This is a genomic window from Pseudomonas sp. IT-347P (assembly GCF_949768005.1).
Taxonomy (GTDB): Bacteria; Pseudomonadota; Gammaproteobacteria; order Pseudomonadales; family Pseudomonadaceae; genus Aquipseudomonas.
This window is the reverse complement of the sequence record NZ_CATKPQ010000057.1, coordinates 171,632-185,454: the sequence shown is the minus strand read 5'-3', so window position 1 is coordinate 185,454 and position 13,823 is coordinate 171,632. Positions and strand designations below refer to the sequence as shown.

General features: G+C 59.6%; 13 protein-coding genes. 5 read left to right on the top strand and 8 right to left on the bottom strand.

Annotation, left to right across the window (positions count from 1 at the left end; genetic code table 11):
- Position 1: 1 nt before the first annotated feature.
- The 3 genes from mupP (at position 2) to ACM6IV_RS23320 (ending at position 2,735) form a co-directional block, all read left to right on the top strand.
- Complete coding sequence (gene mupP / locus ACM6IV_RS23330; protein ID WP_414871828.1) at positions 2-673, top strand: N-acetylmuramic acid 6-phosphate phosphatase MupP; 672 nt, start codon at positions 2-4, stop codon at positions 671-673.
- A 32-nt stretch (positions 674-705) separates the two neighbouring features.
- A complete protein-coding gene (locus ACM6IV_RS23325) occupies positions 706-1,446 on the top strand; it encodes a YciK family oxidoreductase (RefSeq protein ID WP_007908397.1) in 741 nt (246 codons plus the stop codon).
- Between the two features lie 362 nt (positions 1,447-1,808).
- Positions 1,809-2,735, top strand: coding sequence for a GGDEF domain-containing protein (locus tag ACM6IV_RS23320; protein WP_414871827.1), 927 nt, complete (start codon positions 1,809-1,811; stop codon positions 2,733-2,735).
- Positions 2,736-2,872: 137 nt separating this feature from the next.
- On the opposite strand, the gene ACM6IV_RS23315 is transcribed toward ACM6IV_RS23320, so the two are convergent.
- From ACM6IV_RS23315 to ACM6IV_RS23285, 7 genes are all read right to left on the bottom strand, one after another.
- On the bottom strand, positions 2,873-3,634 hold the full coding sequence (locus ACM6IV_RS23315; RefSeq protein ID WP_414871826.1) for a TenA family transcriptional regulator: 762 nt from the start codon (positions 3,632-3,634) through the stop codon (positions 2,873-2,875).
- 79 nt (positions 3,635-3,713) lie between these two features.
- The gene (locus tag ACM6IV_RS23310; RefSeq protein ID WP_414871825.1) at positions 3,714-6,173 is read right to left on the bottom strand and encodes an EAL domain-containing protein; all 2,460 of its coding nucleotides are present in this window, start codon (positions 6,171-6,173) and stop codon (positions 3,714-3,716) included.
- Positions 6,174-6,370: 197 nt separating this feature from the next.
- On the bottom strand, positions 6,371-8,197 hold the full coding sequence (locus ACM6IV_RS23305) for an ABC transporter ATP-binding protein (RefSeq protein ID WP_414871824.1): 1,827 nt from the start codon (positions 8,195-8,197) through the stop codon (positions 6,371-6,373).
- Positions 8,190-8,792 (bottom strand): DsbA family protein, encoded by a 603-nt coding sequence (locus tag ACM6IV_RS23300; protein WP_414871967.1) that lies wholly within the window; start codon positions 8,790-8,792, stop codon positions 8,190-8,192. Before ACM6IV_RS23300 ends, ACM6IV_RS23305 begins: the two co-directional genes overlap by 8 nt.
- A gap of 35 nt (positions 8,793-8,827) precedes the next feature.
- Complete coding sequence (locus tag ACM6IV_RS23295; protein ID WP_250606018.1) at positions 8,828-9,769, bottom strand: rhodanese-related sulfurtransferase; 942 nt, start codon at positions 9,767-9,769, stop codon at positions 8,828-8,830.
- A 102-nt stretch (positions 9,770-9,871) separates the two neighbouring features.
- A complete protein-coding gene (locus ACM6IV_RS23290; protein ID WP_007908388.1) occupies positions 9,872-10,171 on the bottom strand; it encodes a BolA family protein in 300 nt (99 codons plus the stop codon).
- 12 nt (positions 10,172-10,183) lie between these two features.
- The gene (locus ACM6IV_RS23285) at positions 10,184-10,702 is read right to left on the bottom strand and encodes a DUF2059 domain-containing protein (protein WP_102354097.1); all 519 of its coding nucleotides are present in this window, start codon (positions 10,700-10,702) and stop codon (positions 10,184-10,186) included.
- 193 nt (positions 10,703-10,895) lie between these two features.
- Here ACM6IV_RS23285 and ACM6IV_RS23280 point away from each other — a divergent pair, with 193 nt between their 5' ends.
- Entirely contained in the window at positions 10,896-12,290 is a 1,395-nt protein-coding gene (locus tag ACM6IV_RS23280) for a class II fumarate hydratase (protein WP_414871823.1), read from the top strand.
- 122 nt (positions 12,291-12,412) lie between these two features.
- Here the strand turns inward: ACM6IV_RS23280 and ACM6IV_RS23275 are convergent, their stop codons facing one another.
- Positions 12,413-13,372, bottom strand: a complete 960-nt coding sequence (locus ACM6IV_RS23275) for a DMT family transporter (protein ID WP_414871822.1) — start codon at positions 13,370-13,372, stop codon at positions 12,413-12,415.
- A 212-nt stretch (positions 13,373-13,584) separates the two neighbouring features.
- On the opposite strand from ACM6IV_RS23275, the gene ACM6IV_RS23270 reads away from it, so the two are divergent.
- The gene (locus ACM6IV_RS23270; RefSeq protein WP_414871821.1) at positions 13,585-13,779 is read left to right on the top strand and encodes a DUF6316 family protein; all 195 of its coding nucleotides are present in this window, start codon (positions 13,585-13,587) and stop codon (positions 13,777-13,779) included.
- Positions 13,780-13,823: the final 44 nt, after the last annotated feature.

Genomic DNA, 13,823 nt, shown 5'->3' with positions numbered 1-13,823 from the left:
GATGGCCATCAGAGCAGTTCTTTTCGACATGGACGGCACCCTGCTCGACACGGCGCCGGACTTCATCGCCATCTGCCAGGCCATGCGTGCGGATCGCGGCTTGCCGCCGATCAACGACAAGCACATCCGCGACGAGATCTCCGGAGGCGCCAAAGCCATGGTCGCCGTGACGTTCTCGATGGACCCGGAATCGCCGGGCTTCGAAGCACTGCGCCTGGAATTCCTTGAGCGTTATCTGGTCGGCTGCGCTGTGCACAGCAAGCTGTTCGACGGCATGGGCGAACTGCTGGCCGATATCGAAAAGGCCAATCTGATCTGGGGCGTGGTGACCAACAAGCCGCTGCGCTTTGCCGAGCCGATCATGCAACAACTGGGACTGGCCGAGCGTTCGGCGCTGCTGATCTGCCCGGATCACGTGAAGAACAGCAAGCCGGATCCTGAACCGTTGATCCTTGCGTGCAAAATGCTTGATCTGGATCCATCGACCGTTCTGTTTGTCGGCGATGATTTGCGTGATATCGAATCGGGGCGCGATGCCGGCACGAAAACCGCGGCAGTGACGTTTGGCTACATCCACCCGGACGACAACCCGCGGCATTGGGGCGCGGATGTGGTGGTGGATCATCCGTCGGAGTTGCGCAAGGTGCTCGATAGCGCGCTGTGCAGCTGCTGATCTTTTAGCGTTCAAATGGATTGTGAGGTTTTATGTTTGATTACTCCGCTCGTCCCGAATTGCTCAAGGATCGGGTCATTCTGGTCACCGGTGCCGGTCGTGGCATCGGTGCGGCGGCCGCGAAAACCTACGCCGCCCACGGCGCCACGGTATTGTTGCTGGGCAAGACCGAAGCCAACCTGACGCAGGTCTACGACGAGATCGAAGCCGCCGGCCACCCGCAACCGGCGGTGATTCCGTTCAACCTCGAAACCGCCCTGCCCCATCAGTACGATGAGTTGGCCGCGATGATCGAGGCCGAATTCGGCCACCTCGATGGCTTGCTGCACAACGCTTCGATCATCGGCCCACGCACGCCGATCGAGCAGCTGTCCGGGGAAAACTTCATGCGCGTCATGCAGGTCAACGTCAACGCCATGTTCATGCTGACCAGCACCCTGCTGCCGCTGCTCAAGCTGTCGCAAGATGCGTCGGTGGTGTTTACCTCCAGCAGTGTCGGCCGCAAGGGTCGTGCGTACTGGGGCGCTTATGGCGTGTCGAAGTTTGCCACCGAAGGCTTGATGCAAACCCTGGCTGACGAAGTCGACGGCGTCGCGCCGGTACGCTCCAACAGCATCAACCCCGGCGGCACGCGCACCAGCATGCGCGCCCAGGCTTACCCGGGGGAAAACCCGCTGAACAACCCGACGCCGGAGGAGATCATGCCGGTCTACCTCTACCTGATGGGCCCGGACAGCACCGGCATCAATGGCCAGGCCTTCAACGCGCAATAATGGCCATACGTCGCTTTTGTTGCCGCGGCAGATTCCTGTCGCGGCATGCAATTGCCGTAAGTGACTGTCACAAATCAGTCAATTTTCCAGCACGCCTCTTCTCTTCTGCCATACAACCCATTGATTCCAAACGCTTTAAATAAAAGCGAACCGAATGGCACGACTTTCGCTCTAAATCTCCTCAAAGCATGCCGTGTGAAGGCAATGGGGCAAGGCCGATTTTGATAGCTGACTGTTCGTCATCAGGCAGACTAAACTTACGCCAAATGTCCTACGGGACTGATGGATCAGTATGACGCGCAGCCCATAGCCGCTCTCACCCAGCCTGTAAGACAGACTTACTGCTTAGGGGCTCACGCCATATGAAATCACCCTCCCAGACCAATGCAATTGACTTTGACAGTGCCAAATTGCAACGCCTGGGCTTTGGTCAGTTGCCTCCGCTTCTGGAGCGACCGGCCAGCCTGGCGCAACTGCGTCAGCAAATGAGCCTGCAACTGCAAACCAGCCTTGAACCGCAACGCATCCTCGGTCTGTTTTTCCGCGAAGTTCAGCGCCTCGTGCCGCTGGACGCGCTCAGCTATGTGCACCACGCCAGCGACTTGCGCCTGGAATTCGGCACCCGCGGCCACCATACGATCAGCTATACCCTGAGCCACGAAGGCGAGCACCTGGGCGAACTGGTGTTTCGTCGCAATCAGCGCTTCAGCGACAAGGAACAAGGTCAGCTGGAATCGCTGTTGTCTTCCTTGCTGTACCCGATGCGCAACGCGCTGCTTTACCGAGAGGCAACCCAGAGCGCCCTGCGTGATCCACTGACCGGTGCCGGCAACCGCATTGCCATGGAGCAGACGCTGCAACGGGAAATCGAGATGTCCCGCCGGCATCAACAACCGTTGTCGGTGCTGATGCTGGATATCGACCACTTCAAACGGGTCAACGACAGTCATGGCCACAGCGCTGGCGATGACGTGCTTAAAGCCATTGCGGCGACAATCAAGGCGCAACTGCGCAACGTCGATATGGTGTTTCGGTACGGTGGCGAAGAGTTTTTGGTGCTGCTGTCCAATACCAGCCGGGAAGCCGCTGCAATGGTCGGTGAGCGCCTGCGCTATGCGACGCAGGCGGCCGAATATTATGCGGATGGGCAGTTGATTGAATTGACGGTCAGCCTGGGATGTTCGACGTTGCTGCCGGGCGAATCGGCCGACAGTCTGTTGCGCCGTGCCGACAGTGCGCTGTACGTGGCCAAGCGCGAGGGGCGTAACCGCTTGGCGATGGCGGGTTAAGTCTTTCCAGACAGCAAAAAACAGTGTGGGAGCGAGCCTGCTCGCGAATGCGATGTGCCATTCAACCATGAGTTGACTGGCATACCGCTTTCGCGAGCAGGCTCGCTCCCACATTGGTATTTACGTGAAGCCTTAAATCAGCTCTCGACTACCGCCCTGCGCTCACGGTTGACCAGCAGGCGCTCCGAAGTCTCCAGCTGCATGCAGCGCTCCAGAAACAGATACATGTAGTCATAGCTCTTGCAGATGGCTTGATGCAGTTCGGCCTGCAACGCTTTGCTCGGGTTCATCCCGGCCAGAGTGCAGATGATTTCCAGCGCCTCCCAAGGATGGGCATCGTCGTACTGGGCATGCATCTTCAGCCATTTCATCGCGCGCTTGCGATCCTCTTCGGGAAACGCCGCGGCATACACGCCGGAGGAGCAGACCAGCGCCGACCACTCCCCGGTCGCGCCTTCGATCGCATAGTTGGTGGCCGCGATGGCCACAATCAGCGAGTCAGCCGAGCTTGTGTGCCAGCACCAATGACTCAAGGCGTGCAGCTCGGGCGGCACCTGCTGGGCCTGCAGGTCTTCCAGGCTGACACCGTGGGCACGACTCCAATGCACCCAGTAATCCGCATGATTGAGTTCAACGCGAATATTGCGCATCAGCCAGCGCCGCGCCATGTCCTCACCCGGATGACGGGCAAATCTGGTTTTGGTGAGGTTCTGCGCCATATACAACGCAAACTGCTCAACCACCGGCCAGCCGCCGATCAGGTACTGACGCATGGTTCTGGCGCTGAGCTTGTTATCACGCATGCGCAGGTAAAGTTCATGTTCGACAACCCGGCGCTTGCTCTCGCTGCAATCCTGAATGAGCTGTTGTGCCCAGGCTGGATAACTTGCAGCTTCCATGAGTGGTCCGGTTCGGTTGAATGTGTCGATCACTGTTCGGCTCCTTTTGATTTGTGATTGTAAGGATCGGCGAGAGACTTCAACGGAACGTGCCAGGCGCTTTGAATAACAGCGGTTGCGGTCTGGCGGGCCGACTTTGCAAACTGTCGCAGGTAAACAACTGTGGGCGTTCTATAACATAACCCTGAGCATAATCCACACCAATTTCAAGCAGGGCCTGCTCGATCTGGGTTGTTTCAACAAACTCGGCAATTGTCTGCTTACCCATGACATGCCCGATGTGATTGATCACTTCGACCATTGCGCGGTTAATCGGGTCGTCCAGCATATCCTTTACGAAACTCCCGTCGATCTTCAGGAAGTCTACAGGCAAATGTTTCAGATAAGCGAATGAAGACATTCCGGCGCAAAAGTCATCTAACGAAAAATAGCAACCTAAGCCTTTGAGTTCATTAATAAATCTTATTGCACTGCCCAGATTTGAAATTGCGCTGGTTTCAGTAATTTCAAAACAAATCATTTCAGGCGGTATTGCGTAGTTAACAAACTGTTCTCGCAGAAAGTGCAAAAACGCGTCATCTCCTATAGTAATGCCTGACAGATTAATCGCACACATTGCTAAAGGTTCTTGATGTTCTTGTGCAATACATTGAGCAATAACCTTAAATACGTTCTGAACTACCCAACGGTCCAGCTGGCTCATCAAACCATAGCGCTCGGCAGCCGGAATGAAACTGTCCGGCAGAATCATTCGCCCGGCTTCATCATGCAGGCGCAGCAGAATCTCGATGTGCCCGCCCTTGTTGTTACCCGGCTTGAGCGGTGCGATTTCCTGGGCGTACAGACAAAAGCGGTTTTCCTCCAGGGCCATGTGCAGGCGTTGCACCCACGCCATCTCACCGAAGCGCAGCGACAGTTCGGAATCGTCGGCGTGGTAGACCTGCACGCGGTTGCGGCCCTTTTCCTTGGCCATGTAACAAGCCATATCGGCGGCGCGCAATGACGCTTCGAGGGTCGTCGGGGTTTGCGCGATGTGCACCAGGCCAATGCTCACCGTGGTCAGGAACGGCCGCCCTTTCCAGACAAAATGCAGATTCTGTACGGTCTGGCGCAACGCCTCGGCAATCTTCTCCGCCGCCTCCGGCGCGCAGTTCTCCAGCAGAATGCCGAACTCATCACCGCCCAGACGCGCCAGCGTATCGCCCTCGCGCAGTCCCGATTGCAGCAGCGTACAGATATGCCGCAGCAGCTCATCGCCGGCGGCGTGGCCACAGGTGTCATTGACCAGTTTGAATTGATCGAGATCGAGGAACATCAGCGCATGTCGCCCGGCATGGCGCGTGAGCTTGTGCAGCGCCTGTTCCAGGCGATATTCGAACTCGCGACGGTTGGCCAGCCCGGTCAGCGCGTCATGGGTGGCCTGCCATGACAGATTGGCGATGTACTGCCGCTCCTGGGTCATGTCGTGCAACACCAGCACCGTGCCGCTGACCTTGCCGGCATTGCGGATCGGCGCGCCGACCAGGGTCACCGACAACGTGGTGCCATCGAGGCGCTGGATCAGTTTCGAATGCTCGCTGCCACCACTGAGCTTGCCGCTGAGAATGTGCTCGATCAGGGTCAGCCCCTCGGACTGGGCGTTGTCATCGAGCAGATTGAACAACGCCGCCAGCGGCAAGCCCGCCGCCTGCTCGGCCTTCCAGTGGGTCATGGCTTCGGCGGCAGGGTTCATGTAATCGATGGCACCGCTGACGTCGGTGGTGATGACGCCATCACCGATCGAATGCAAGGTGACGTGCGCCCGATCCTTCTCCAGTTGCAGCGCCTCGGCGAAGGCGTGACGCTGCTTGAGCAACTTGTGCGTGCGCCACAGGGCCAGCACGATCAGCCCCAGCGCCGTAGCCAGATTGGTGAGCAGCAACAAGCGCAGAATCATCCGCGAGCCTTCACCCAAGGCATCGCTGAAGGCCTTTGCGGCCGGAGTCACGCCATCATTGATGGCAAAAATGCGCGCCTTCCAGCGCTGGATATCGGCGCTGGTGGCCGTGTTCCGCGTAATGCTGCGGTGCATCTCCTGCGCCACATCATCCAGTTCCACCAGATAGGCGTCACCGACGGTCCAGCGATCAATCGCGGTTTCCAGATAACTGAAATGGCGGAAGTTGAGGTACAGCCAGATCAGGCTGGAAACGTCGTCCGGGTGGTTGCCACCCTTGAGAATGCCATCGCGCGCCGCGGCCAGATCCGGCGGTTGCCGATCCAGCGCCAGACGTAGCTGATGCCCGCCTTGCGGCACACCGATCGCGATTCGGTACTTGAGGAAGATCGCCTCGTCGCGGCTGTCGGCGTAGAGATTGAGGTAGTAGATCGCGTCTTTCTGCCCCTTGGACCAGAGGCTCTCGCCAGCAACATAACCGCGAACGGCCGAGAGCACGTAAAGACTCACGCCGCCCAATAACGCTTGAAACAACACGACGGCAATAAATGGCCAGACGATGCCCAACAACCGTGGCGTTCCGAGAGTCCGCTTTTGCTTCATGAGATCCCTTGAGCACTGCCAGATGAACACCGGAAAATCCCGCTCCTGACAGCTCAGCCTAGGCTAATTTTCGACAAGGCAAAGGGACAGCTTGGCCGTCCTCCGGGTCGATTGTGCAAATGGCTGTTCTGCGCGGGCATTCCAAGTGATTTTAATCAATGCAATTCAAGCACTAAGCACAGAAACCGGCACAAAACTCAAGGGCGCTGGATCTGCTGCAGGTGACCGTAAAGCTTGGCATACAGACCGCCGTCGGCGATCAACTGCTGGTGATCGCCATCTTCAGCGACCTGGCCACCATCAAACACCAGCACGCGATCAGCCTGCTTCACTGCCGACAGCCGATGGGCAATGATCAGCGTGGTGCGACCATTGAGGAAGCGCGCCATGGCCTGATGCAGGTTGTACTCGGTGGCAGCGTCGAGGGCCGAGGTGGCTTCGTCGAGAATGACGACTTTCGGTTCGGCAAGGATCATCCGCGCGATGGCCAGTCGTTGGCGCTGCCCGCCTGACAGGCGCACGCCGGAACGACCGACGATACTGTCGAGGCCATTGGGCAAGGCGCGGATGGTCGCTTCGAGCTGAGCGATTTCCAGCGCCTGCCAGCAGGCTTCATCACTGCGGGTGCGGCCCATGGTCAGGTTGGCGCGCACGGTGTCGTTGAAAAGCGCCGGGTGCTGCAACACCACCGCGACGTTTTCCCGCACCGTTTCCAGGCCGATCTCCTGCTGAGTCGAACCGCCGAAGCGGATGGTCCCGGACAGCGGCGTATATAGCCCGAGCAGCAATTGCACGAGGGTACTTTTGCCGCCGCCACTGGCGCCGACAATCGCGACTTTTTCACCGGGGGCAATCGACAGATTCAACTGATCCAGCACCAGTTCATCGCCGTAGCCGAAGCTCAGGCCCTGCACCTGAATGCCGACGGTGTCACGCCCCTTGAACGGATCGACGCCGCCGGAATATTGCGGCTCATCGGCGCGCGCCAGCAGTTCGTTGATCCGCGCCAGCGCCCCGCCCGCCGCGTAATAGGCGTATTGCAGGTTCAGCAGTTGTTCGACCGGGCCGATCATGAACCACAGGTAACTGAACACCGCGAGCATCTGGCCGATCGACAGGTCGGAGAACAACACCGTGAGCATCGCCGCCGCGCGGAAGATGTCGATGCCGAACTGGAACAGCAAACCGCTGGCACGGTTGGAGGCGTCGGTTTTCCACTGCGAATTGACCGCGTAGTTGCGCACCTCCTGCGCGCGCAGGCCGAGCCGCCCGAGGAAGAACCCCTGACGGTTACCGGCACGGATTTCCTGAATCGCATCGAGGGTTTCGCTCAACGCCTGGGTGAAGCGCGAAGTGCTGTCGTTCTCGAGTTTCTTCAGGTGTTTGACACGTTTGCCCAACTGCACCGTGGCGTAGATCACCAGCGGGTTGAACAGCAGAATCAGCAGCGCCAGTTTCCAGTGCATCCACATCAGGATGCTGGCGGTGCCGACCAGCGTCAGCATCGCCACCAGAAAGCGGCTGAGGGTTTCGCCGACGAATTTGTCGAGGGTATCCAGATCGGTGACCAGGTGCGTCGTCACTGTGCCGCTACCGAGGCTTTCGTATTCACCGAGGGAAATCCGCTTGAGCCGATCGATCAGGCGCACGCGAATGCGGTAGACGATGTCTTTGGCCAGCCGCGCAAACAGCCGCGACTGCAACACACCAAAACACAGCGAGCAGCAGCGCAGGGTCAAGGTCACCAGCAGCATCAGACCGATATAACCGGCCGCTTGCTGCCACATGCCCGGCAACACGTGGTTCATGAGTTTCAGTGCGGCATCGCCGTGGCCGAGCAGTACTTCGTCTACCAGCAAGGGCAGGAGCAGCGGAATCGGCACGCTGCACAGCGTCGCCAGAACGGCCACGCCATTGGCGATCCACAGGGATTTTTTATGATGAAGTGCCAGTCGCCGGACTTCTGCCCAGCTCAGCCGGTCGACACGCTTTACGGCTGGCGTGTCATCGGCCTGATCAGGCACAGGCGGCGCGCTCCAGCCAGCGGCCGAGCAATGGCGACAGCTCGCTGAGCGGTTGATAGCCGTTGGTCAGCAGTGCCAGTTGGCCGTTGCGCTCGGCGAGCAGGGTCGGGAAACCGGCGATGCCCAGATCCTGCACCCAACTGAAATCGGCCTGAGTCGCTTTGTGCTGATCGGCATGATCGAACAACGCCGCAAATTCGATGCGTGGCACACCGGCCTGTTCCGCCAGTTCGACCAGCACGCTGGCCTGGGTGACATCGCGACCTTCAGCGTAAAACGCTTGCTGGATCAACCCGACCAGCTTCCACGCGCAATCCGGCGCCAGACTGCGTGCGGTAACGATTGCCCGGCACGCCGGCTCCGTGTCGTAGACAAAACCGTCAGGCAACGCACCTTCAAACTTGAACGGTTGACCCGTGGCTTCGGTGACCGCTTGCCAGTGTTCAAGGATGTAGCGACGTGTGGTCGGCTCCAGCGCCGAACCGCTGCCGGTGCGCAGCCCACCGACCACCAGATGCAACTCCACCCCGGCTGCTTGCGCCTGCTCGACCAATGCCTTGGCCACCGGAGCAAAACCCCAGCACCATGAACACATCGGATCCATCACATAGAGCAGGCGCGCAGACATGGTTAAGCCTCGGTGGATGCTTGCTTGTAGTTGTAGCCGATCGGGTGCGGCTGGTTACGCGCCTTGGCCAGTTCGATCTGCTTCTGCCGATCGATGGCGCTGCGGCGGGTTTTCTCGCTGAGCTTGTCCCAGCAATGCGGGCAGCTGATACCGGCCACGTAATGCTCGGAGGCGCGATCTTCAACGCTGACCGGCGTGCGGCAGGCATGACATTGATCGTAGTCGCCTTCGCTGAGGTCGTGGCGCACGGTCACGCGGTTGTCGAACACGAAGCAGTCGCCCTGCCACTTGGTTTCTTCCTGCGGCACCTCTTCGAGGTACTTCAGAATGCCACCTTTGAGGTGGTAAACCTCTTCGAAGCCCTCGCCGAGCATGTAGCTCGAGGCTTTCTCGCAGCGAATGCCGCCGGTGCAGAACATCGCGACCTTCTTGTGCACGGCCGGATCGAAGTGTTCTTTGATGTAGTCGGGGAATTCACGAAAACTGGTGGTTTTCGGATCGATGGCGCCTTCGAAGGTACCGATCGACACTTCGTAGTCGTTGCGGGTGTCGATCAACAACACTTCCGGGTCGCTGATCAACGCGTTCCAGTCTTGCGGCTCGACGTAGGTGCCAACCTTTTTGTTCGGGTCGACGCCTTCGACGCCGAGGGTGACGATCTCTTTCTTCAGCTTGACCTTGGTGCGATAGAACGGCTGCTCGTCGCAATACGATTCCTTGTGGTCGATGTCGACCATGCGCGGATCGTTCTTGAGCCAGGCGAGCAGGCCGTCGATGCCTTCGCGCGTGCCGGAAACCGTGCCGTTGATGCCTTCTTCGGCAATCAGCAGGGTGCCTTTGATCTGGTTGTCGACCATCGCTTGCAGCAGCGGCTCGCGCAGGTCAACGTAATCTTCGAGGGTGACGAACTTATACAGTGCCGCCACGACAATCGGTTGTGTCATGGGTATTTCTCCAGGTGGCTACCCTCGCAAAGGGTGAACCGGATTCAAAAAAAAACGCGCCGGGTCAGCGGCGCGTTGCGGATTCTAGCAAAAAACCGAAGCTTAATGCTTGCTGCCGCCGGCACAGGTCGGCGACGCCGGGGCGGCGCCAATCTCTGCCCATTCCTGCGGGGTGTAAGTGTGCAGCGCCAACGCATGGAACTCGCCCATCAGCTCGCCGAGCGTGCCGTAGACTTTCTGGTGGCGCTTGACCCGGTTCAGGCCGTCGAACTGCGCACTGACCACCACTGCCTTGAAGTGGGTCTGCAACCCGCGACTGTGCATGTGGCTTTCATCCAGCACTTGCAGGTGCTCAGGCTGAAGCAGGGCCAGCGTCGATTCGATGCGTTGTTGCATGGTCATCACGAACTCCGCTTACTTCTTCTTGGCCGGCGCAGCGCCTTTCGGTGCCAGCTCGTTGGTCATGTCGTCGAGCAGCTTGTTGACGACAGGTACGGCGCTTTCCAGTTTGGCCTGGGTCATCTGGGCCGATTGCTGGGTCAGCTGCGGCATTTTTTCCAGGACTTTCTTGCCCAGTGGCGACTGGTAGAACGCGACCAGGTCTTTCAGCTCGGATTCGCTGAAGTTGCTGGTGTAGAGCTTGACCATGTCAGGCTTGAGCTTGTTCCAGCCGATGGCCTGATCCAGAGCGGCGTTGGCCTTGGCCTGGTAGGTTTCCAGTACGGCTTTCTTGGCTTCCGGGGCTTTGGTCTGTTCGAAACGCTGAGCGAACATTTGCTGCACTTGCATGTACACCGGAGTGCCCAGCTTGTCAGCGTGCGCCAGGGTCAGGAAAGCTTCAGCACTGGCGTTGTGGCTGGCGGTATCGGCAAGCACCTGGCCGCTGGCGCAAACCAGTGCAACCGCGGTGCAGATGGCACGAAGACGAGTCATCGAGTTTCCTTTTCAGCTAGGCGAGGTAAAACCCCAAGGGCGACCATTCTGCGCCTAAAAAACCTCGTGGCTCAACCCCCGAGCCTTGCCGTGCTTGATTGGCGGGGTTTTACCGGTCAACAATCGGATCGAGGGAACCACCTCGGCCTGACCGGGCCTAAACTGCGCAAACAGACCAACAGGAGTGTGCACGATGAGCCGTATCGAAACCGACAGCCTGGGCCAGATCGAAGTCCCGGACGACGCCTACTGGGGTGCTCAGACGCAACGCTCGCTGATCAACTTCGCCATTGGTCAGGAACGCATGCCGCTGCCGGTATTGCACGCCCTGGCCCTGATCAAGAAAGCCGCCGCACGGGTCAATGACCGCAACGGCGACCTGCCCGCCGACATCGCCCGCCTGATCGAGCAGGCCGCCGACGAAGTCCTCGACGGCCAGCATGACGACCAGTTCCCGCTGGTGGTCTGGCAGACCGGCAGCGGCACCCAGAGCAACATGAATGTCAACGAAGTGATCGCCGGTCGCGCCAATGAACTGGCCGGCAACCCGCGCGGCGGCAAAACCCCGGTGCACCCGAACGATCACGTCAACCGCTCGCAAAGCTCCAACGACTGCTTCCCCACCGCCATGAGCATCGCCACCGCACAAGCCGTGCAGGAGCAACTGCTGCCGGCGATTGCCGAGCTGTCCGGCGGCCTCGCTGAACTGGCGGCGCGGCACATGAAACTGGTGAAAACCGGGCGAACGCACATGATGGACGCGACGCCGATCACCTTCGGGCAGGAGCTGTCCGGTTTCATAGCGCAGCTGGATTACGCCGAACGCGCGATCCGCGCTGCATTGCCGGCGGTGTGTGAGCTGGCGCAGGGCGGTACTGCGGTCGGCACCGGGCTGAATTCGCCGCACGGTTTTGGTGAGGCGATTGCCGCTGAACTGGCGGCATTGTCCGGCCTGCCCTTCGTCACCGCACCGAACAAGTTCGCCGCCCTCGCCGGCCACGAACCGCTGACCAGCCTGTCCGGCGCGCTGAAAACCCTCGCCGTGGCACTGATGAAAATCGCCAACGACCTGCGTCTGCTCGGCTCCGGCCCACGGGCAGGGTTTGCCGAAGTGCGGCTGCCGGCGAATGAGCCGGGCAGCTCGATCATGCCGGGCAAGGTCAACCCGACCCAGTGCGAAGCGCTGTCGATGCTCGCCTGTCAGGTGCTGGGCAACGACGTGACCATCGGCATCGCCGCGAGTCAGGGCCACCTGCAATTGAACGTGTTCAAACCGGTGATCATCCACAACCTGCTGCAATCGATTCGCCTGCTGGCCGACGGTTGCAGCAACTTCCAGCAGCACTGCATCGCCGGGCTCGAGCCGGATGCCGACGTCATGGCCCGCCATCTGGAACGTGGGCTGATGCTGGTGACCGCACTGAACCCGCACATCGGTTATGACAAGTCGGCGGAGATTGCCAAGAAAGCTTACAGCGAAGGCTTGACCTTGCGTGAGGCGGCGCTGCAATTGGGTTATCTGACCGATGAAGAGTTCGATGCGTGGGTGCGGCCGGAGAACATGATCGAGGCCGGGGCCAAGGGCTGAGTTTTTCAGCGCCTGAAAGTCAGTCTTCGCGAGCAAGCCCGCTCCCACATTCGATTGCATTCCTCTCATGAGAATGCGGTCAACTGTGGGAGCGGGCTTGCTCGCGAAGAACGATAACTCGGTTAACCTGCTGCTATACGCATTCGCCGCGCCTTGAGCCCGGCAATCAACGACGGCCCCAACGCCACCAGCGCCGATCCCAGCACGACCAGCACCGCTCCGCCATAACCCAGGCCGTTGATCTGTTCGGCATGCACATAGTCCGGCCAGATAGCCGCCGCAATCGCCACTGCACCAAACGTCACCAACGGCGTAATCGCCAACGTCGCACTGACCCGCGACGCCTCCCAATGCGCCAGCGCTTCAGCGAACGCGCCATAGGCAATCAAGGTGTTCATGCAGCACGCCAGCAACAGCCAGCCCTGCAACGGACTCAGTTCCAACGCTTCGAGCGGATGCACCCACGGCGTCAGCAACAGGGCGCAGAACAGGTAGATCACCATCATCACCTGCAACGAATTCCACACCGTCAGCAATTGCTTCTGGCCCAGCGCATAGAAGGTCCACACCGTCGATGCCAGCAGCACCAGCAAAACCCCGGCGGTGTAATCCGACAGCGAGGTCAGCAGTTCAGCCAGACGCTGATTGAAAAACAGCACGAAACCGATCAACAGCACCAGCAGCCCGATGCCCTGGCCAATACTGAAGCGCTCCTTGAACACAAACAGACTGGCGATCAGCAACATGATCGGGCCCATCTGCACCACCAGTTGCGCGGTGCCGGGGCTGAGCAGTTTGAGCCCCATCAGATACAGCACATAGTTGCCGACCAGTCCGAGCACCGCCATCAGCACCAGCCACCCGCCCTTGGGGCCGAGCACTTTGCGGCTGGGCAGGCGTTTGACCGCTGCCAGATAGATGAACAGACAGCCGCCGGAGACCAACAGGCGAAACCAGGTCACCGTCACCGGGTCCATCACCAGCAACACCTGTTTGAGTTTGATCGGCAGGATGCCCCACAGAAAAGCAGTCAGCAGCGCCAGGAACAGACCATAGACCCAGCGACCGGATGAAATGTGCATGGAAACCCCAAAGCCTGCTGACAAGAGCGCTCATTCTAGGCCCGCCGTCGGGCGCAACACAGGGACAGTTGGCGCCAGGCCGCGAATGAAACTGTACAGGTCGCAGCATTAAATTGACGGGGACGCCGTTGATCGGCCTGGCAGGCGCGCCAAGTGCTTCAGGCATAAGCTCTTTGGATCCCCTTCCAGCCCATCAGCCAAGGAGCCCGATCATGTTAGCAATGCGCGCCCAGGACAGCGCCCCCGCCACACACTTTCGCAGCAGCCGGCTGTGCCGGGTCAATGGCGAACTCTTTTTCAGCACTCGGGAAAATACCCTTGAGGGGCCGTTTGACAGTCCCGAGAAGGCTGAGCAGGAAATAAAGGCGTATATCGCGCGGATGCAGTTGCAGGATTCCAACCGCTAGTCCGTGGCGCTGCCTTCGCGAGCAAGCTCGCTCCCACAATGGAA